This is a genomic window from Synechococcus sp. BIOS-E4-1, from assembly GCF_014279995.1.
GTDB lineage: Bacteria > Cyanobacteriota > Cyanobacteriia > PCC-6307 > Cyanobiaceae > Synechococcus_C.
The window spans coordinates 389347-408210 of record NZ_CP047935.1 but is presented as its reverse complement, the minus strand read 5'-3'; the positions used below and the strand labels follow the sequence as shown (position 1 = coordinate 408210).

Annotated in this window: 19 protein-coding genes and 1 tRNA gene; 9 read left to right on the top strand and 11 right to left on the bottom strand. The window is 59.3% G+C overall.

The features are described from left to right. Positions 1-3: 3 nt before the first annotated feature. Both SynBIOSE41_RS01760 and psbH read right to left on the bottom strand, forming a co-directional pair. Positions 4-243: a TatA/E family twin arginine-targeting protein translocase gene (locus SynBIOSE41_RS01760; RefSeq protein WP_066904732.1), complete on the bottom strand. Its 240-nt coding sequence runs from the start codon at positions 241-243 to the stop codon at positions 4-6. A 22-nt stretch (positions 244-265) separates the two neighbouring features. Beyond that, a complete protein-coding gene (psbH, locus tag SynBIOSE41_RS01755; RefSeq protein ID WP_066904734.1) occupies positions 266-466 on the bottom strand; it encodes a photosystem II reaction center phosphoprotein PsbH in 201 nt (66 codons plus the stop codon). 86 nt (positions 467-552) lie between these two features. Between psbH and psbN the strand changes: the two genes are divergently transcribed. Beyond that, positions 553-693 (top strand): photosystem II reaction center protein PsbN, encoded by a 141-nt coding sequence (psbN, locus tag SynBIOSE41_RS01750; RefSeq protein ID WP_066904736.1) that lies wholly within the window; start codon positions 553-555, stop codon positions 691-693. On the opposite strand, the gene SynBIOSE41_RS01745 is transcribed toward psbN, so the two are convergent. Further along, the gene (locus SynBIOSE41_RS01745) at positions 681-3440 is read right to left on the bottom strand and encodes an alpha-mannosidase (RefSeq protein ID WP_255475902.1); all 2760 of its coding nucleotides are present in this window, start codon (positions 3438-3440) and stop codon (positions 681-683) included. The two genes, psbN and SynBIOSE41_RS01745, sit on opposite strands and share 13 nt — an antisense overlap. A 32-nt stretch (positions 3441-3472) precedes the next feature. On the opposite strand from SynBIOSE41_RS01745, the gene SynBIOSE41_RS17905 reads away from it, so the two are divergent. The 3 genes from SynBIOSE41_RS17905 (at position 3473) to SynBIOSE41_RS01735 (ending at position 7210) form a co-directional block, all read left to right on the top strand. After that, entirely contained in the window at positions 3473-3661 is a 189-nt protein-coding gene (locus tag SynBIOSE41_RS17905) for a hypothetical protein (RefSeq protein WP_255475901.1), read from the top strand. 56 nt (positions 3662-3717) lie between these two features. Then, positions 3718-3837, top strand: coding sequence for a photosystem II reaction center protein I (locus tag SynBIOSE41_RS01740; protein WP_006172424.1), 120 nt, complete (start codon positions 3718-3720; stop codon positions 3835-3837). Between the two features lie 112 nt (positions 3838-3949). Further along, positions 3950-7210: a DUF3769 domain-containing protein gene (locus SynBIOSE41_RS01735; protein WP_186539409.1), complete on the top strand. Its 3261-nt coding sequence runs from the start codon at positions 3950-3952 to the stop codon at positions 7208-7210. A gap of 12 nt (positions 7211-7222) precedes the next feature. Here SynBIOSE41_RS01735 and SynBIOSE41_RS01730 read toward each other — a convergent pair whose 3' ends face one another. The 7 genes from SynBIOSE41_RS01730 to SynBIOSE41_RS01700 form a co-directional block, all read right to left on the bottom strand. Further along, positions 7223-7693: a pentapeptide repeat-containing protein gene (locus tag SynBIOSE41_RS01730; protein ID WP_186539408.1), complete on the bottom strand. Its 471-nt coding sequence runs from the start codon at positions 7691-7693 to the stop codon at positions 7223-7225. Between the two features lie 79 nt (positions 7694-7772). Next, entirely contained in the window at positions 7773-8387 is a 615-nt protein-coding gene (locus SynBIOSE41_RS01725) for a 3-isopropylmalate dehydratase small subunit 2 (RefSeq protein WP_186539407.1), read from the bottom strand. A 63-nt stretch (positions 8388-8450) separates the two neighbouring features. Beyond that, positions 8451-9854: a 3-isopropylmalate dehydratase large subunit gene (gene leuC / locus SynBIOSE41_RS01720; protein ID WP_186539406.1), complete on the bottom strand. Its 1404-nt coding sequence runs from the start codon at positions 9852-9854 to the stop codon at positions 8451-8453. A gap of 43 nt (positions 9855-9897) precedes the next feature. Continuing rightward, positions 9898-11169, bottom strand: coding sequence for a competence/damage-inducible protein A (locus tag SynBIOSE41_RS01715; RefSeq protein WP_186539405.1), 1272 nt, complete (start codon positions 11167-11169; stop codon positions 9898-9900). Beyond that, the gene (locus tag SynBIOSE41_RS01710; protein ID WP_186539404.1) at positions 11162-12307 is read right to left on the bottom strand and encodes an MraY family glycosyltransferase; all 1146 of its coding nucleotides are present in this window, start codon (positions 12305-12307) and stop codon (positions 11162-11164) included. The genes SynBIOSE41_RS01715 and SynBIOSE41_RS01710 overlap by 8 nt, the downstream gene beginning before the upstream one ends. A 90-nt stretch (positions 12308-12397) precedes the next feature. Beyond that, a complete protein-coding gene (glyA, locus tag SynBIOSE41_RS01705; protein WP_255475899.1) occupies positions 12398-13687 on the bottom strand; it encodes a serine hydroxymethyltransferase in 1290 nt (429 codons plus the stop codon). Between the two features lie 98 nt (positions 13688-13785). Beyond that, positions 13786-13859, bottom strand: a tRNA-Arg gene (locus tag SynBIOSE41_RS01700). Positions 13860-13951: 92 nt separating this feature from the next. Here SynBIOSE41_RS01700 and SynBIOSE41_RS01695 point away from each other — a divergent pair. Genes SynBIOSE41_RS01695 through SynBIOSE41_RS01685 form a run of 3 tightly spaced genes read left to right on the top strand, consistent with a single transcriptional unit; the run spans position 13952 to position 14816 of the window. Continuing rightward, positions 13952-14206 carry a 2TM domain-containing protein gene (locus SynBIOSE41_RS01695; protein WP_066904750.1) on the top strand — a complete coding sequence of 85 codons (255 nt, stop codon included), beginning with the start codon at positions 13952-13954 and terminating at the stop codon, positions 14204-14206. A gap of 30 nt (positions 14207-14236) precedes the next feature. Continuing rightward, entirely contained in the window at positions 14237-14527 is a 291-nt protein-coding gene (locus SynBIOSE41_RS01690; RefSeq protein WP_066904752.1) for a DUF3181 family protein, read from the top strand. A 25-nt stretch (positions 14528-14552) separates the two neighbouring features. Continuing rightward, positions 14553-14816: a cytochrome-c oxidase gene (locus tag SynBIOSE41_RS01685; RefSeq protein ID WP_066905031.1), complete on the top strand. Its 264-nt coding sequence runs from the start codon at positions 14553-14555 to the stop codon at positions 14814-14816. Here the strand turns inward: SynBIOSE41_RS01685 and murJ are convergent. Then, the gene (gene murJ, locus SynBIOSE41_RS01680) at positions 14803-16410 is read right to left on the bottom strand and encodes a murein biosynthesis integral membrane protein MurJ (protein ID WP_186540683.1); all 1608 of its coding nucleotides are present in this window, start codon (positions 16408-16410) and stop codon (positions 14803-14805) included. The two genes, SynBIOSE41_RS01685 and murJ, sit on opposite strands and share 14 nt — an antisense overlap. Positions 16411-16491: 81 nt before the next feature. Here murJ and sfsA point away from each other — a divergent pair, with 81 nt between their 5' ends. Together sfsA and SynBIOSE41_RS01670 are read left to right on the top strand one after the other, a co-directional pair. Then, entirely contained in the window at positions 16492-17256 is a 765-nt protein-coding gene (gene sfsA / locus SynBIOSE41_RS01675; protein WP_186539403.1) for a DNA/RNA nuclease SfsA, read from the top strand. Between the two features lie 95 nt (positions 17257-17351). Further along, positions 17352-18824 (top strand): ammonium transporter, encoded by a 1473-nt coding sequence (locus tag SynBIOSE41_RS01670; protein WP_186539402.1) that lies wholly within the window; start codon positions 17352-17354, stop codon positions 18822-18824. Positions 18825-18864 lie beyond the last annotated feature (40 nt).

The window sequence follows — 18864 nt, the reverse complement described above, 5'->3', positions numbered from 1 at the left end:
CGGTCAGTCCTCAGAACCCTTGGATGATGATGCTGAATCCGTTGGTGAGGAGGATGGAAGTTCCTCTGGATCTGCCATCGCCTTGCTGATTTCCCGTTCGAACTCCTTCGAAGCCGTCTGAAATCCTTTCAGGGTCTTGCCAAGCGTCCGGCCAAATTCAGGCAGGCGCTTTGGGCCGAACACCAGAAGCGCGACTGCTCCGATGACGGCCATCTCAGGGAGTCCGATGCCGAAGATGTTCATGGAAGGGGATGAGTGGGCCGAATCAGGCGCCGCCGTTCCAGTTCACGTTGATTCCCTCGAGGATCAGAGACTGGTTGTAGAGCTGAAGAATCACCAGCAGGAAAACCAGAAACAGCACCATGAAGATGCCCATGACAGGAGTCGTTCCCCAGCCGGGGACAACCTTGCCGTACTCGGAATTGAGTGGACGGAGCAGATCGCCCAAACGAGTGCGTTGTGCCATAGCGGCCCTGAGGTCTCGGGTGAAGTTCAGTTCCGATACTGTAAGGGTCCCGACCCGTAACAGGGTCGATCCTGTCGCGAGATTTGATGGAAAGCTCCTCCCCGGCGCTGTCGGTGTCGATTGCCGTGCTTACGGCTCTGTTTGGGCTCACCGGTTTTGGCGTTTACACAGCCTTCGGGCCACCGTCGAAGCGCCTGGATGATCCCTTTGATGATCATGACGACTGAGGGGCCAAGCGAAGCTCTTGCAGTGCTCCTGGAGAGATCACTGTTGAGTGCTGTTGATCCTGAACCCACCAGCCCTCGTCACCGGGCGACCAGTTCACCCTTGCGCTGCCTGGGTTGAGCAGCTGGAGCAGAACAGCGCCTTTGACAGCCCCAGCAGACTGATCCACTCGTATGGAGACCGGCACCAATGTCTCAGGCAGTGCCGGAAAACCCTCCCAACGACGACACAGTTCGATTGGACCCAGCCACCCGGGTTCACGGAATTGAATGGCTGCCTGTGTGAGGCCATCCCGATACCAGCCCCGAGACACTGGCATCAGGGCGAGGCGATGACGATGCAATCGCTGATCAGCCGATGGATCAGGCCAGGTCGGCCCGCGCAAGAGGGACACTCCCAGATGATTCGGTCCGGCATCAACACCCTGAGGACCGTCGAGCAGGACGCCAAGCCCACCACCCGAGGCTGCTTCCTCACTCGCCAACCAGGAGATCACAGGCAGCTCCCAACGGGCGTGTTCCCAGGGCGTCAAGGCAACAGCGGGTCGTTCGATCACACCGCCGCTGGTGTCCGCCGCCCAGCGAACAGCTGGCCTGACCAGGGGACAGACCATGCGAAGCAGTTCATGGGTCTGCCGCCAGTCGATGGTCAGTTGCAGTTCAACGGCGGGGCTATCAGCTCGCAGCAGCACATCCAGACGCATCGCACTGCTCTCGATTGAGCTGCGCAGCACGATCCTGGCCACCAGAGGGCCCTGCTCCACCAGCTCCACCTGCCATTCCGCAGCCATCGGCAGTTGGTGCTGCGGGTAATCCGCGGCCAGATCCCAGGCATCCCAGAACTCACCGTGGTCGCGGTAGCGCCTGAACTGCAGTGGCGCCGAGAGCTGATCAACACCCTGCTGATCCTGCAGTCGGGTCAATCCCCTGTGATCCAGCTCAATCATCAGTAGACTGTTGCAAAGGCGCCAGCTCTGCTCAGCAATGAGCTGGACCCGCACCGGATTCCGCACAGCAGCAGCTGTGGCAACCGCTGGGGGGTCTGAATAACACTCCAGTGGCAAGGCCGTAATCCCCTTTGCCTCCGGCAACTGCACCCACAGATCCCCGCCCGGAGCCGCCTGTGATGGCAGGTTCTTGCCCTCACAACACCAGCCGCCGCGCGGCAGACGAACCAGGGGAGACCAGCGCTGCAGAGGCTGAAGGCCGCACCAGGCCCAGCGTTGACAGCTTTGTTCAGGCCTTGAGTCATCCGAGGATGCACGACTGAACAACTGATGGAGACCGGCAGTCCGCGCCATTGCTGCACGACGGCGCGCACCTCGCCATTGATGCTCCGCCTGATCAAACACCTCGGGAATGGATGTTCCAGGGAGGATGTCGTGAAACTGCTGGAACAGCAGTATCTGCCAGTCTCGGCGCTGCCTGGGTTCAGCCCCCAGAGCCTCCACCACATCCGCCTCCCGCAACAACCTCTCCAGGGTGCGGTTGTGTCGTTTCTGATCCGGGCGTGATGTGGCACAGCCCCGATGCAGCTCCAAGTACAGCTCATCTCTCCACACGGGTAACGATGGCCTGAGCGGCTCAAGCTGCTTCAGGTACTCGCGAACCGTGCCTGCTCTGTGTGGGGCGGTCTGAGGATGGTCTTGCCAGAGCTTCATCTCTTCCAGCATTTCCCTGGTCGGGCCACCGCCGTGATCACCAACCCCTGGCAACCACAGCGCCTGATCCACCCCTGTCTTGACCCGGAAACGCTGCTGTTCCTGCTGCATGGCCACAGGATCGGCATCCGTGCCGATGCCTGGCAACATCAAGGCCAGCAACTCAGCGCCACCGCGGCCTTGCCAGCGAAAAAGACGGTGCGGGAAAACGTTGGTGGCATTCCAGGCCAGTTTGTGCGTGCAGAACCAGCGAACGCCGGTGGCGTGTGCAACGGCCGGCAGCCCGGACGCAAATCCAAAACTGTCCGGCAACCAGGCCAGGTCATGTCGCCACTCAGGGAACTGCCTCTGACTGGTCTCCTGACCCAGTGCAAATTGCCGCCAGAGAGAGGCCGTGCTGACAAGAACACAGTCGGTCTCAACCCAGGGACCGTTGATGGGCTCCCAACGTCCCAGACGACTGGCCTTCTGGATGCGTGTAAACAGCGCAGGGCGGTGACGCTCCACCCACTCGTACAGGGCCGGGGTGGAATGGGCGAAATGCAGCTCCGGGAAGAGCTCCATGAGATGCAAAGCGGACCGAAAAGTGCGTTCCGCCGCCTGCCAGGTGTCAGCAACAGGCCACAACCAGGCCAGATCCAGATGGGCATGACCCACCCAGTGCAGTCCACCGCTGGCACGAGCCTGCCCTGCGAGGTGTTGATCAACCAGGGCCACCGCCTTGTTGGAGAGGGGATCGCAATCAAGCCACATCTCGGGCAGCGACTCTGTCTTGATGCCCGTGAGTTCAAGGGCCTGGGGAAGCAGACACCCCTGGGGATCAAGAGCGGGCAGCGCGGGCTCCCGGACCAGATCGCTTCTGATCAGTGCGCCATCGTCATGACAAGGACTGCGCAGCTCCAGAAGCAACTTCAGCTCTGTCCCATGCCTCCAGTGAGCCGGCAGCTTCCAGCGGCAACGGGTGTCAAACAAGTCCCCTTCATGCACGAGAACCCCATCCACCCAGAGCCGCACCTGGTCTGCCCACCAGCTGAGCACAAGCCGTTCAAGGCTGTCTTCACAGTGTTGCCAGTGCTCCGGCCAGGTCATGGTCTGCTCGATTCGCAACCAGACGCCCCCTCTTGGCCAGATCAACAGTCCGCGCTGCGCCCAGTCAGGTCGATGCTGTGCCCCCCAGGGCTCTTCAAGGACGGAATGTCTATGGAAATCGCCGCACCGATGCCAAAAAGGGAGCCGATCAAGGCGGCTGCGACTTCGAAACGTTTCAATCCACGCCAATCGCCGGGGCTGTAGAGGGGGCTGCATCGTGATCTCACAACCTTGACCCATAAGATGATGGCGCTATCCCAGACGCCGGTCGGTCTCCATGCTCGCCCTCAAGATTTCCGTTTACTCGGTCGTCTTCTTTTTTATCGGGATCTTCGTCTTTGGATTTTTGGCGAGTGACCCGAGCCGCACCCCGAGTCGCAAGGACCTGGAAGATTGAGTGCAGACGTGATCTGAACGGACACCGTTCAGGGGTCACGAAAAGCACTGGTCATTCCAGGACAGATGCGGAGGATGCTCGTGTGAGGATCACCAGCCACTCCTGAGCGGATTTGCCGGCCTCCCGATCTCCCATCACGATCACGGGACTTCTGGCTGTTGCTGCAGTCCTTGGCGGTCCAGCACGATCCGAAGGCATTGAAGACCTGATCGACTTCGGAGTGATTCCCCCCGAGGGTGTGGAACAGTTCGCTGACGATGATGGCGTTATTGAGGCGTTGCCGACCGAGGCAGAGCGAGCCAGGGCAGAGCAAGCCGATGCAGAGCAAACCGAGGTTGCAGAGCCTGATTCAGTTGTTCAGCCTCCCCCTGAATTACGCCTCAGGGCCGACCGCCAGACCTACGACGCCAGGCGTCAGCTGTTCGTAGCTGAAGGCAATGTCAGTGCTGAGATCAATGGCGGAGTGCTGCAGGCGGATCGCCTCGAGTTCGACACGAACTTCAACAGCCTGTTCGCTCGCGGCAGTGTGCGTTATCGCAAGGGTGCTCAGTATTTTCAGGCCAGCAGGCTGCGATTCAGCCTGATCCAGGGCAGCGGTTCGATGGAGGACGTTTATGGCGTTCTCGATCTGGATACCGCTGCAGTGGAGTTCAACCCACTGGCAAGCAGCCCAACAGCACCGCCTCCCAACACACCGTCATCGGTTGAGGTCCCTGCTGAGGATCCAAGCCAAACCGGGCTGCTGCCTGTCATTGAAAGCACTGGCCTGGGATTCCCGTCAGCCATCGACATCGACCTGGAGTCATTCACGGCCAATCGCATCAGCCCTCAGGGAGATGATGAGAGCTTCTGGACCGTTGAGCAGCCGCTTCCCAGCGAAGAATGGCTGGTTCCGAACACCAGCAAGCCAGAAGCAGAGGCCGACAAGGGCATGGCTTGCCCACCGGCCATCCCACCCATCCCCGACTGGCATCCGCACCCCTGGGCCATCACCGCCTGGGGCGGACAGATGATCGATTCCAACTTCGGCGACACCTTCCTGTTCAACGGAAGGATGCGTCCTGAGTATCTGCTGGGAGTCAGCATGCAGAAACGCATCTGGCGAGCAGGACCACTGCAACTGGAGCTCGAAGCTGATCTGTTTGCCCACCAGGCCTATGAACAGCAAGGGGGCCCGTTCAATCAGACCATTCCCAACGCCAATACCCCGTCCCAGACCTTCGGCGAAGGCATCCTCGGCATTGGTGCGCGCCTGTGGGTGCAACCCTGGCTCAGCCTCGGCTTCGTCGAAGGCATCAGCTACAACTCTGCGGTCAGCAATTACGAGCGCACCTACCGCGAGAATTACGCGAATCTGCTCAACTATCTCGCTTTCGAACTGGAAGCAGCGGTGTCTCCGGAGCTTTCCATGGTGGGCCGCATTCACCATCGATCTGGAGCCTTCGGGGCCTACAGCGGCGTGAAGGAGGGCAGCAACGCTTATCTGATTGGACTGCGCTACCGATGGGGGCAGGATCAACCCGAGCCACTGGCTCCCGAAGCACCCCCACCGCTGGGTTGTCCTGATTCCGACCGCGCAGCAAAGAGCCAGTCACAGAGCCTGAGCGCACAGCTCGAAGACATCACCCTGGGGAATCCTTTGCGTGAGGCAGAGGTCAACTCTGCCGCTGCAGATGTCGCACAGCCTTCAGCCCAGACCGAAAACTCGAATCTCTCGCCAGCGGAACAGGAGAAACGTCGCAGCGCGGCCATCGCAGCCATCGATCAACGGATCAGCAGTATTCAGCTGCAACAGCGGCTGGTGATCGAACAAAGCCAGGGTGGCGGTGACAACTTGCGCAACAGCGAAGTTCTGGCCGCCAATCGCTACGGCGGGGTGAAGCCCTCCCAACTCAATAAACGGGGGAAAAGTGAACTGATCACAGGCGAAATCAGCCGTTGGCGCATCCAGGCGGCCCAAGTGGAGTTCACCCCCGAGGGGTGGACGGCCAACCGCATGAGCTTCACCAATGATCCCTACACACCGGCGCAGACGCGCATTGATGCGGAGGATGTGGTGGCCACGGAACAAGAGAACGGAGACATCCTGATCAAGAGTCAACGCAACCGCCTGATCGTTGAAGAGCGGTTGCCCATTCCTGTCTCCAGAACGCAGAGAATTCAGAAACAGGAAGAGGTTGTGAACCGCTGGGTGTTGGGCATCGACAACGACGATCGCAGTGGTTTCTTTGTTGGCCGCGAGCTTGAATCCATCGAACTGGCGGACAACATCAGCCTCGATCTACAACCTCAGTTCCTGCTGCAGCGAGCTATCGACGGCGGCAACAAAAGCTACGTGGCGCCGGGCACATCCATCGACAGCTCAAAGGTCAGACAGGGCAATGCCTTCGGAGACCTGTTTGGCCTCGAGGCCGAACTCAGTGGGGAGCTGCTGGGCCTGAACGTCAAGGCTGAAGCCGACATCAGCACGTTCAGTCCAAGCAATTTCATGAATGGCAGCCGTTTCTGGGGCAATGTGAATCGCTTCATCAAGCTGCCCTTGCTTGGCGAGGTGGAAACCCGTTTCTTCGGTGCCTATCGCTACCGCACCTGGAACGGCTCACTCGGCGAGACCGACGTGTACAGCGCTTACGGCGCCTTTGCTGAGCAGAGAGGCGACTGGCGATGGGGCAAGCTCTCAAACAACTACATCTGGCGCTTTGGCCTCGGCAATTACCAGGCGGAGAGCTTCACGAGCACCAACCTCATCGACACCACACGCGCTAATTTCTACGGTTCGCTGAACAGCAGCTATCCACTCTGGCGCGGCAAACCTGCTGCACTCACACCCGAAGCGGCCTATCGCTACTCGCCGGTAGCCATCGTGCCCGGCCTCACACTGCGCACCAATATCAACACTTCTCTTGCTGCTTTCGGTAATGGGAAGAATCAGAGCACCCTCAGCCTCACCGGGGGACCAACCCTCACGCTGGGCACATTCAGCAAGCCTTTTCTTGACTACACCCAACTGTCCATCGCCGGTGGAGGCACCCTCAAAGACGGAGACAGTCCGTTTGAATTTGACCAAGCGGTGGACCTCGCAACTCTCGGCATCGGCATCACTCAGCAGCTTGCTGGGCCCTTGCTTCTGAATGCAGGCATTGGCGTGAACATTGATCCCAACTCCGAGTTCTACGGCAATGTGATCAATTCCAACATCGAGCTGCGCTGGCAGCGCCGCAGCTATGACCTTGGTTTCTACTTCAACCCCTATGAAGGCATCGGCGGTTTCCGCTTCCGCCTGAATGACTTCAATTTCACAGGGACTGGACAGCCCTTCATCCCCTACACACCACGCAATCTGCCCAACGAACTTGAACGGCGACCATTCTGAACAGAACCCGCCCTAGTCCGGTCCACCCCCATAAATCAGATGGCTGCCGGTCAGGTCTGCACCTGCAAAACGCATTCCATCGGTGCGAACATCCGGCGCATAGGCATTGATCACAACAGCTCCACGGAGATCAGCACGGCGCAGATCGGTTCCCGAGAGATCCGCGTTACTCAGTTGCGCTCCCTGCAGATCAGCGCCATCGAGACGGGCTCCACTAAGGTCTGCGCCTTCCAGGTTGGCTTCGCGCAGATCGGCATTTCGGAGGTCGGCATCACGAAGGTCAGCGCCGATCAGGTGGGCACCCTGCAATCGAGCCGAGCGCAGATCACAGCCGTAACAGACACCACTGTTCAGCAATCGCTCTCTGGCAGATCCATGGGGCTGTACAAGCAATGACTGAACAGGTTCAGCATTGGCAGCGACGGGGGTCAGTGCGCTGACCAGAAGGACAGCAGCTAGGGGAACAGGTCTGAACTGATTCATGGCAGCAGTGCCTCTGTCTCAGTCTTAGACAATCTGGTCGCTATTTGCCGTGGTCCATTCATAGGCATGGACCACCAGCTCAGAAACCATGCAAATAAGGGAGTGCCGCCATCGTGCGGGTCAGCTCCGCATCTCTGGCCACGAGCTGCCCTGTGGCATCCCACTGGCCGGTACGAAGCATGTCCAAAGCACCTGAAGCCAGAGCAATGGTCTGTGAGGTTGATCCATCACTGAAGGTGAGCGCCTGGAGATCAAGCGTCCATTCAGCGGTGGGATCCGCCGCCACCGCATCCTGAAGAGCATGGATCTGATCAGCTGTGGCCGTGGCACAGGGAATTCCCAGGGCGAGGCAATTGCCATGAAAGATCTCGGCGTAACTGACCCCCAGAACGGCACGGATCCCCCAGCGCATCAGTGACTGCGGCGCATGTTCACGACTTGAACCACAGCCGAAATTGTCATTTACAACCAGGATCGACGCTCCCTGATGCTCCGCCTGGTCAAAGGGGTGTGCACCGGCAAGTTCCTTGCGGTCATCGGCAAAGGCCTGTTCCCCCAGAGCTTCAAAGCTCACACATTTGAGAAAGCGGGCTGGGATGATCCGGTCGGTATCGATGTCATCACCCCGCAGCACAAGTCCACGACCCGACACACGACCGATCGGGCCCTGAGGGAAGGCAATGGTCTCAGTCATCACAGAACAATCAGCGTGGGGAGAAAAAATCAACAGCGGGATGGAACTGAATGCAGTGCGGTCTTAGCTCAGCTGACGCACATCGCTCACCCGTCCGGCGATGGCAGCTGCAGCAACCATGGCCGGACTCATCAACAAAGTCCGGCCACTGGCGGAACCCTGGCGTCCCTTGAAATTACGGTTGCTTGAACTGGCACTGATCTGGCTGCCTTCAAGACGGTCAGGGTTCATCGCCAGACACATCGAACAGCCAGGCTCACGCCACTCAAAACCAGCGTCGCGAAACACCTGATCAAGGCCTTCCTTGATCGCGGCACGAGCCACCTGTTCCGAACCGGGCACCACAAAAGCCTTGATGCCTTCGGCGACATGCCGACCGCGAGCCACAGCCGCCGCGGCCTGAAGATCACTGAGACGACCATTGGTGCAACTGCCGATGAAACAGACATCAACAGGCACTCCTTCAATGGGCTGACCAGGAGCCAGATCCATGTAGCGATAGGCCTCTTCTGCGATCGGACGATCAGCCGGGTCGAGCTGCTCTGAGATCGGCACACGTTCATCAACACCAATGCCCTGTCCAGGCGTGATGCCCCAGGTCACCGTGGGAGCAATAGCAGCAGCATCGAAGCGAATTTCATCATCGAAACTCGCATCGGGATCGGAGGCGAGGGAACTCCACCAGGCGACGGCACGGTCCCAGATCTCCGCTGATGGAGCCTCGGCGCGACCCTGCAGATAGTCGAAGGTGATCTGATCCGGATTGACGTAACCGCAGCGCGCACCTCCCTCAATCGCCATGTTGCAGAGAGTCATGCGCTCTTCCATCGACAGAACCTCAATCGCAGGTCCTGCGAACTCATAGGCGTAACCCACCCCAGCCTTCACACCCAGGGTGCGAATCACATGCAGGATCAGATCCTTGGCGAAAACGCCATCAGCGAGTCGGTTCTCAACCCAGATACGACGCACCTTGAGCTTGCTCATGGCCAGGCTCTGGCTGGCGAGCACATCACGCACCTGGCTTGTGCCGATGCCGAAGGCGATGGCGCCAAAAGCTCCATGCGTGGAGGTGTGGGAATCGCCGCAGGCAACTGTCATCCCCGGCTGGGTCAAGCCCAGTTCCGGCGCGATCACATGCACGATTCCCTGGCGACCGCTACCCAGGCCGTTGAGGGTGATGCCATGTCGGGCGCAATTGCGCTCGAGCGTGCTCAGCATCTCCTCAGCCAACGGATCGGAGAAGGGGCGTTCCTGACTGATGGTCGGAACAATGTGATCCACCGTGGCGACGGTTCGTTCAGGACAGCGCACCGGCAGTCCCTTGTCATCCAGGGCTGCAAACGCCTGAGGACTGGTGACCTCGTGAATCAGATGCAGACCGATGAACAGCTGCGTGGCACCTCCGGGAAGATCCGCGACGCAATGCAGATCCCAAACCTTGTCGTAGAGGGTTCCGCTGCTCATCCGATGTCAGCCGTCAACAGCCAACACTAATCGCCGACATCCATTACCCAGCCTCCATCAGACGCAACCGCAATCGATTGAGAGCCTCTCCGACGCTCACGGTCCGGACCCAGTTCCTTCCGCGCGTTTCACCCAGACGGATGGGCTGACTGAAACAACCATCGGGACCAGCGACGGCGATGTGCACCAACCCAACAGGCTTCTCATCTGTGCCACCCCCAGGGCCGGCAATACCTGTGATCGCCATCGACCAGTCGCTCCCCGTGACGCGACGCGCCCCCTCCGCCATGGCTTGAGCCACAGGATCACTGACCGCCCCGAACTGCTCAAGAAGCTCCGCTGAAACACCTAGCAAATGCTGTTTGACGGCATTGGAGTAGGCAATCACTCCGCCCAGCAGAACATCGGAGGATCCTGGGACCGCCGTGAGTTCAGCCCCCAGCCCACCGCCGGTGCAGGATTCAGCGACCGCAAGCGTTTGTTTCCGCATGCGCAGCTGTTCGAGCACCACACAAGCCAGCGACTGCTCATCACAGCCAAAACAGAGCTTGCCGGTGCGTTGACGCAGCTCAGCTTCTGTGGAATCCAGCAGCCTCAGAGCCTCAACTTCGGCTGAGGCATGGGCCGTGATGCGCAGTTTGACCTCACCACGACCGGCATAGGGAGCCACCGTGGGATTGGTCTGATCCAGCAGATCATGGAGCTGCTCAGCAAGGCTGGACTCACCGATGCCCCAAAAACGCATCAATCGACTGCTGAACACTCCTTTGGACAGCCCGGATTGTTCAAACCACGGCACTGCAGTGGCTTGCCACATCGCCCTCATCTCGCTGGGCACTCCTGGGAAGGTGAGCACAGTGAATCCCTCCACCGGGGACCAGATCATTCCTGGAGCCGTTCCAGTGGCGTTAGGGAGAAGAGCTGCACTAAGCGGCAATAAAGCCTGCCGGCGTGTCTCGGGTCCAGCCTGCCGGCCGCGACTGCGGGCTTTGGCAGTGATGTCGTCCCAGACCTCATGGCGCTCCTCCAACGCTGTGGAGAACGCAGCGGCAATCGCTTCGGTGGTGAGGTCGTCGGGCGTCGGACCCAGGCCTCCGGTGGTGATCAGCACCCGTGAACGGCGGGAGATGGCCTGCACCTCAGCGATCAAACGTTCACGGTTGTCCCCCACGACGGTTTGTCGGTAATGAGGCAATCCAAGCGTTGCCAGTTGCTCTGCAAGCCAGCGTGCATTGCCGTTAACAATGTTGCCGAGCAGCAGCTCGGTTCCGATGCAGAGAATCTCCACCCCAGAGGGAGGGGATGCTTCAGCCACGGGAATCCGAACAGCACGACTGGGCGCACTCTTGCTGAGGTTCCTGCTCAGACGCCTCAAGTGCAATCTCACTGTGGCGATGACGCTGCATCACCATCACGGTTCCCACGAGAATCGCTGTGGCCAATGCCAGCCAGAGGAACCGCATTTCCACATTGGCCACCACCATGGCGATCGACGCCAACCACTGGGTGAAGACGTAAATCAGCAGGACGGTTCTGCGATGACTGAATCCTGCACGCAGCAAACGATGGTGCAGATGGCGACGGTCTGGATAAAAAGGTGAACGGCCGGAGCGCAAGCGCCCCATGATCACCGCTGACATGTCTGCCAGAGGCAGGGAAAGGATCAGCAGCGGCAATAGCAGGCTGACCGTTGTGAGTCCCTTGGCAGGCCCAACGATGCTGATCGCCGCGAGACTGAATCCCAGGAAATAGGAGCCTCCATCGCCCATGAAAATACGGGCGGGATTGAAGTTATGTCTGAGGAATCCAAGACAGCATCCAGCCAGAGATGCTGCCAGGAAAGCTGCTGCTACCTGATGCAGAGAGAAGCTGACTGACACCAGGCCGATCGCAGCAATACCGGCGACGCCGGCTGCCAAACCGTCGAGTCCATCCAGCCAGTTGATCGCATTGGTGATGCCGACAAGCCAGATCACAGTGGCAAGAAGACTGATCACATCAGGCAGGATGACGGCTTCGGCGCTGCTGGAGAGCCAGGGCAGGTCAATCGCACCGATTTGAACGCCCTGTGACCAGACCACCACAGCAACAGCGACCTGCCCAGCCAGGCGCGGCCAGGGAGACAAGGAAAAGAGATCGTCGGCAAGGCCGATCACGAAAAAGCACAGTGATCCAGCCAGGGTTGTCCAGATGAGCTGATCACGGGCTGGGGTCAGCATGCCAAACCCCCCGAATAACCAGGTCAAACCAAGCGCAAGGCAGAATCCGAGCACCATGGCGATGCCGCCGAGACGAACCATCGGAACGCTGTGCTGCTTGCGTTCGTCGGGAGTATCAGTAAAGCCGTGCCTGAGTCCGAGCCGCCTCACCATTGGCGCAATCGCTGTGGTGATCAACGTCGACGAGACGAAGATCCCGACAGCAACTGCGAGGGGAGTACTCGCGAGAGTCAAACAGAACTCCGGAGGTGGCGACCCTGAAGGGGACGAGACAACAGGATCCTAGGCAGACCTCTGTGCAGGATCCAGTGGACCTTGGTCCAGTCAGGCAAGCGCCGGCTCCGCAGCGGTGGCGTAGAGGGGAAAACGGCTGCAAAGGCTGGCAACTCTCTCCAGACAACGTGCCTGGATGGAGTCGTCCTCAGGATTAAGCAAGCGGTCAGCAATCACATCCGCCACTTCACGGAAGGCTGCGGCATCAAAGCCCCTTGTGGTGAGAGCTGCAGTACCGAGACGCAAGCCGCTGGTGACGAAGGGAGATTCGGGGTCAAAGGGAACGGTGTTCTTGTTGGCGGTGATGTGAACATCACTCACGAGCAGATCCGCCACCTTTCCGGTCATGCCGATCCCCCTCAGATCGAGAAGAACCACATGGTTCTCGGTGCCACCGCTCACCACATCGATGCCCCGCTCGATCAGGCGCTCAGCCAGGGCGGAAGCATTGGTCACCACCTGCTGGCTGTAGGTCTTGAACGAAGGCAGTAGCGCTTCTCCAAAGGCGACCGCCTTGGCAGCGATGACATGCTCCAAAGGACCGCCCTGACTACCGGGAAACACGGCTTTGTCGAATTTTTTGGCAAACTCTGCATCGCGGCAGAGGATCAGGCCGCCACGGGGACCGCGCAATGTTTTATGTGTGGTGGTGGTCACGACATCGCAGTGAGGGACAGGGCTTGGATGAACACCAGCAGCCACAAGTCCAGCGATGTGAGCCATATCTGCAAGCAGGTAGGCACCCACCTCATCAGCGATCGCGCGGAACGCTGCGAAATCGATGATGCGGGGATAAGCGGAGTACCCACACACAATCAGCTTCGGCTTCTGCTCGAGCGCCAATGCCCGGATCGCCTCCATATCAAGGCGCTGGGTTTGCTCGGCAACGCCGTACTGAACCACGTTGAACCACTTGCCGCTGACGTTGACGGGAGAGCCGTGGGTGAGATGACCTCCATGGGATAGGTCAAGACCCATGATTGTGTCGCCGGGCTGAAGCAGCGCCAGGAACACGGCAAAATTCGCCTGAGCACCGCTGTGAGGCTGAACATTGGCCCAGGCTGCACCGAACAGCTGCTTGGCACGTTCGATCGCGAGCTCTTCAATCGCATCGACATGCTCACAACCGCCGTAATAGCGCTTGCTCGGCAACCCTTCGGCGTACTTGTTGGTCAGCACAGAACCCTGAGCTTCCATCACCGCCCTGGACGCGAAATTCTCAGAGGCAATCAGCTCCAGATGAGTCTCCTGGCGCTTCTGCTCCTGATCAATCAGACCGGCAATGGCCGGGTCGGACGATGCCAGAGAGGCATTGATCGGGGCCGAAGCGAAATCCGCCATGCGTCGAAATATTGCTTTGCTCGATCGTAAGCAACGAGCCCTGCCGTGACGCGGAAGGACGTGAGCAAAAAAAAACTGCCCTGAGGCAGTTTCGCAAGCGCGCCTGGAGAGATTCGAACTCCCGACCCTCTGATCCGTAGTCAGATGCTCTAATCCGCTGAGCTACAAGCGCTGGCGTCACACCATCTGACCCCAAGAAGGTGCCGTTCGTCAACTGGGGCACATCCGCGCGCCAGAATCGTTGCACTGCAACGACACTTCCCAATGCCCATCCGCTGGTATGGCACCGGTGACAACACGGATCCCAGGTACCGGCACTTCAGCCGGATTGTGAATTTCACACTGCATGCTGGGGCTTTCGCTGCAGTGAACAGCGGTCTTTGGTTTATCCAGTCGATAAGACACCCATGGAATCACCTGGATTTCTTCACTGAAATCTGGTTTGCCGCCCTGTTGATCCACCTCACTGTTGTGTTGAAGCAACGCCCGATTGAGGACGCGGACAGCCGTGAATCCTGACGGCACGATGGTTCAAGACACCCTCTCCCCATGACTCTTGATGCGGCTGACCTGAAAGACCTCACTGCAGCACTGAGTGACAGGCTGTATCTCCAGGTTGCTGGCTGGCATCTTTACCTCGGTGATGCCGGTCTGGCTGAGACTCTCGCCATTGAATGCAGTGCTCTGCTGGACCAGGGGCCAGCCGTCTGCGCTCGACGCGCACTTGAAGCCGTGCAGGTTCCCATCGGCGCTGGGAGCAGTCGACTGCCGCTTTCACGCTTGTTGCCGTCCTCTCAACTTTCCGAGTTGGAGCAGATTCTCGAGGACCACTGCCGATAAGGTTGCTGACCTTCAGGGAGTGCGCGTGCTCATCATCGAGGTCACCAATGCTCGCGACGTGGTGCGTCAACGCCTCGGGCGCCTGGGTGAGCGGCTGATCGGCAAGGTGGTCGATCCCGAAGCACAGGTGGAAAAAGCCCTGATTCAGGAAATCGACACAGCGTTCCGGGAATTCGGAATCGAAGCAAGGATCCTCTCCGTGCAAGGACCTCAGCTGGTGGGGCGCCAGCACCTTGAGCTGCCGATCCAGGTCCGTGAAGAGCGCGAGGTTCGGCTCAACGACGCCTGAAACGCCTGGCGATACCTGCAGTGATCTCACTGACCTCTGGGACGGCGAAGGCCTGAGCGCAAAGCACAAACACCAATAATCCCAACGCACCAGAAAGCCCCACCTGGAAGAGTCGCCCAACGAAGTCCTCACTCCAGGCGACGCCAACACTGAGCGCCCAGGCCGCCAGTCCTGCTGCAGCCGCAGCAAGGGTGAGCTTCAGGGCATCGAGTCCCCAGTCACGCAGTGGCAGTCCCCCCAGTCGCTTCTGCAGAGCCAGCAGCAGAGCAAGGCAGGTGAGCAAATTGATCAGAACTGTCGCCAGAACCAGTCCGGGGGCCCCAAGGTTGATTGGGAACTGTGGTCCCCAAGGGGAAGGACCGCCCACCAGTGCCCAGTCAAAGATCACATTGAGGCCGATCCCCGCCATCGAGAGGCGGAAAGGGGTTGTTCCATCACCAAGGGCATAAAAAACACGCACAAGAACATCCCGGCCCAGATAAGCGGGCATGCCGATCCCATAAGCCATCAACAGGCCCGTCACGAGCTGCACTGCTTGTTGATCAAACGCTCCGCGCTGATAAACAAGGGCGACGATGGGTGTCGACAACGCCAGAAACAAGGCTCCCAGCGGCAGCATCGAAGCGGTCGACAGCATCAGTCCCTGCCGGATCCTGGCGATCAGCGGCAGCCGGTCCGCAGGAGCAGTGAGCCGGGAGAACGTTGGCAGCAAAGGCACCAGCAGCGCATTGGAGATCAATCCCAATGGCGTCTGCACCAACAGATTCGAATAGCTCAGGCCGGCCGCAGCACCGAGGATGCCTGAAGCAAAGAACATGTCGGTGAACACATTGATCTGGAGCATTCCCGACGACAGAGTCGCGGGGCCCATGACCCGCCAGACCTCACGGACTCCGGGATGACTCCAGTCCCAGGAAAGACGAAAGCGCGCCATCCCCTGGCGGGCCAGGGCAGGAAGCTGCAGCAGCCACTGCAACAGAGCCCCAACAAGCGTGGAGAGCGCCAGGACAACACCCCCCCAGAGGGCATTGATGGGCAGAGCGATCTCAGCACCGAGCTGCCACCACAACAAGCCCACCCCGAGCACGAGCGCCACGCTCGACATCAGCGGTGAGATTGCAGGTATCCAGAACTCATCTGCGGCATTCAGCGATCCGAAGCCAAGTCCGATCAGACCTGCCAACAGCGCCATGGGAGCCATCACCTGCAACTGCGCCACCGCAATGCGGTGCAGCTCTGGAGTCAGACCAGGACCCACCAAGGTGATCAAAGGATCAGCGGCAAGCACTAACGCCACTGTCACGACAAGCAGCAATGCACTCACGGTGGTGTTGAGCGTGACCAGGATGTGAGCTCCTTCCTCACGGGGCCGGCGGCTGAGCACGCTGACCATGGCGCTGTGAAACGGACCGTTGATTCCTCCCAGCAGAATCAGCAGGAAGCCCGGAAGGATGTAGGCGTAGTTGTAAGCGTCGTAGGCCGCGCCCACCCCGAATGCCGAAGCGATCACCAGCTGACGGATCAGGCCTCCGGCTTTGCTGAGCAAGGTGCCATAGGTGACCACCAGAGCAATGCGCTTGAGAGATCTCCCCATCGATGCCCGCTCAACCGTGCCATCACTGGAAGAGATCTTCGGTCCATCGCCAGGCACCATGGCGCCAGCAAGCCCGCCTCCATGACCGGCACCCCTCTGCTTGAGTTCACCCCTCTGACAGAGGGCATGCTGATCAAGCGCTACAAACGCTTTCTCGCTGATGTGGAACTCAAGGACGGTTCGGTGGTGACGGCTCACTGTGCCAACACAGGACCGATGACCGGTGTGCTCCACCCCGGAGGTCGGGTGAGGATGCGCTACGCCCCTTCCCCCAAACGCAAACTGGCCTGGACCTGGGAACAGGCGGAAGTGCCGAGTGCTGATGGAACCTCCTGTTGGGTCGGTATCAATACAGCTCTCCCCAATCGGCTGATCAGAGCAGCCATTGAGGCCGGTTATCTCAATGACGCGCTGGGACCCATCGCTGGGATCCGTGCTGAGGTGCCCTACGGCGAGAACCGCCGCAGCCGCATTGATCTACTGCTCACTCCGGGAGAGAGAGCCCCTGACCAACGCCCGATCTACCTGGAAGTGAAAAACACCACCTGGTGCGACGGGCCGATGGCTCTATTCCCAGACACAGTGACCGAACGAGGACAGAAACACCTGCAGGAGCTGATGGGCGTGCTGCCTGATGCACGTGGCGTTCTGGTGCCCTGCCTCAGCCGCCCAGATGTGTCGTGCTTCGCCCCTGGAGACAGCGCGGATCCTCGCTACGGCGAGCTGTTCCGCGAGGCCTCAAAAGCAGGCGTTGAAGTGGTGCCCTGTGCCTTCAGCTTCCAGATCGACCGAATCCTCTGGGAGGGCCAACGGCCAGTCAAGCCAAGCCAATCAGCAATTCGGTAGCAACGGCGACTCGGAAAGTGTTCATCATTGAGCAATTTGTTGGCGAGTGATGGTCTGTTACGAGATCGTCCAACTTGCAGTTTCGCTTTCTTTCCATGACAACTGCTCTGCATCCGCCATCGCGGCGGCGCAAAGCGCGCCTCCAAGAGGCAAGCCTGATCGAAGGCCCAATGCTTCTCCTTCAGAGCATTCGGGGCTTCAAATCCAACCGAGCGATGCTGTGGTTGGCCTGTGCACCCTTAGCCCTCTTTGGCTTAGGTGTTTTCAACCTTTCTGCCCATGCGCAGGAGCTGCCTGAACTCAATGCAGCTTTCCTTGCGAACAATCTCTGGCTTCTGGTCGCGACCATCCTGGTGATCTTCATGAATGCCGGCTTCGCCATGGTCGAAGCAGGGATGTGTCGTCAGAAAAATGCCGTCAATATCCTTGCAAAAAACCTGTTTGTCTTCGCTCTGGCAGTGACGGCTTATTGGTTCATTGGTTATTCGCTGATGTATGGCGGATCCGTCATTGATGGCTGGTTTTACTTCAAAGGTCTGTTCTTTGACCCTGCAGTCACCGCTGAGACCATCAGCGAAGGAGGCCTTGTCCCCACCGTCGACTTCCTCTTCCAGGCAGCCTTTGCTGGTACAGCTGCAACCATCGTTTCCGGACTGGTCGCCGAGCGCGTCAAGTTTGGTGAGTTCGTCGTTTTCTCCCTGATTCTGACTGCGTTCATCTATCCGATTTCTGGAAGCTGGGAATGGAATGGTGGCTGGCTGAACAACGTTGGAAACAAAGAATTCATTGATTTCGCAGGCTCCTCCATTGTTCACTCCGTTGGTGCCTGGGCCGGCCTGGTTGGAGCCATGCTGCTCGGACCCAGAATCGGCAAGTACGTGAACGGTCGCACTCAGGCTGTTCCTGGCCACAACATGGCCATTGCCACCCTTGGAGCTCTAATCCTCTGGATCGGCTGGTACGGCTTCAACCCTGGCTCCCAGCTGGCGATGGACCAATGGGTTCCCTATGTGGCCGTAACGACAACGCTCGCAGCAGCTGGTGGAGCCATTGGAGCAACGGTCATCTCCACGATGACGTCCGGCAAACCAGATCTGACGATGATCATTAACGGCATTCTTGCCGGTCTTGTCAGCATCACCGCTGGCTGCGGCAATCTCACCCTGGTGGGTTCCTGGGTTGCTGGCCTGATCGGAGGAGTGATTGTTGTCTTCTCCGTTGCAGCACTTGACGCAGCGGGAATCGACGATCCTGTCGGCGCCTTCTCAGTCCACGGCGTTTGCGGGGTCTGGGGAACACTGGTGGTCGGTCTCTGGGGTTTTGACATCCAGGGCGACGGATCTCCTCTGGGCCTGTTTGTTGGAGGTGGCATCGAACAACTCGGCATTCAGGCCCTTGGATGCGCGGCTTACGCCATCTGGGCTCTGGTGACCTGCTGGATCGCCTGGAGCATCATTGGCGCCTTGTTCGGCGGCATCCGCGTCACCGAAGAAGAGGAAATCAATGGCCTCGATATCGGTGAACACGGCATGGAGGCGTATCCCGATTTCGCCTCTGCGGGCAACTGAAGTCCCAATCGTGGTCATTGAACCTCGGTCCACAGTGACC

Excerpts from the sequence above, each read along its gene's own strand:
- SynBIOSE41_RS01760 (WP_066904732.1), bottom strand. The coding sequence starts at position 243 with ATGAACATCTTCGGCATCGGACTCCCTGAGATGGCCGTCATCGGAGCA.
- psbH (WP_066904734.1), bottom strand. The coding sequence starts at position 466 with ATGGCACAACGCACTCGTTTGGGCGATCTGCTCCGTCCACTCAATTCC.
- psbN (WP_066904736.1), top strand. The coding sequence starts at position 553 with ATGGAAAGCTCCTCCCCGGCGCTGTCGGTGTCGATTGCCGTGCTTACG.
- SynBIOSE41_RS01745 (WP_255475902.1), bottom strand. The coding sequence starts at position 3,440 with ATGACCTGGCCGGAGCACTGGCAACACTGTGAAGACAGCCTTGAACGG.
- SynBIOSE41_RS01740 (WP_006172424.1), top strand. The coding sequence starts at position 3,718 with ATGCTCGCCCTCAAGATTTCCGTTTACTCGGTCGTCTTCTTTTTTATC.
- SynBIOSE41_RS01730 (WP_186539408.1), bottom strand. The coding sequence starts at position 7,693 with ATGAATCAGTTCAGACCTGTTCCCCTAGCTGCTGTCCTTCTGGTCAGC.
- SynBIOSE41_RS01725 (WP_186539407.1), bottom strand. The coding sequence starts at position 8,387 with ATGACTGAGACCATTGCCTTCCCTCAGGGCCCGATCGGTCGTGTGTCG.
- leuC (WP_186539406.1), bottom strand. The coding sequence starts at position 9,854 with ATGAGCAGCGGAACCCTCTACGACAAGGTTTGGGATCTGCATTGCGTC.
- glyA (WP_255475899.1), bottom strand. The coding sequence starts at position 13,687 with ATGGCGGATTTCGCTTCGGCCCCGATCAATGCCTCTCTGGCATCGTCC.
- SynBIOSE41_RS01695 (WP_066904750.1), top strand. The coding sequence starts at position 13,952 with ATGCCCATCCGCTGGTATGGCACCGGTGACAACACGGATCCCAGGTAC.
- SynBIOSE41_RS01690 (WP_066904752.1), top strand. The coding sequence starts at position 14,237 with ATGACTCTTGATGCGGCTGACCTGAAAGACCTCACTGCAGCACTGAGT.
- murJ (WP_186540683.1), bottom strand. The coding sequence starts at position 16,410 with ATGGGGAGATCTCTCAAGCGCATTGCTCTGGTGGTCACCTATGGCACC.
- sfsA (WP_186539403.1), top strand. The coding sequence starts at position 16,492 with ATGACCGGCACCCCTCTGCTTGAGTTCACCCCTCTGACAGAGGGCATG.
- SynBIOSE41_RS01670 (WP_186539402.1), top strand. The coding sequence starts at position 17,352 with ATGACAACTGCTCTGCATCCGCCATCGCGGCGGCGCAAAGCGCGCCTC.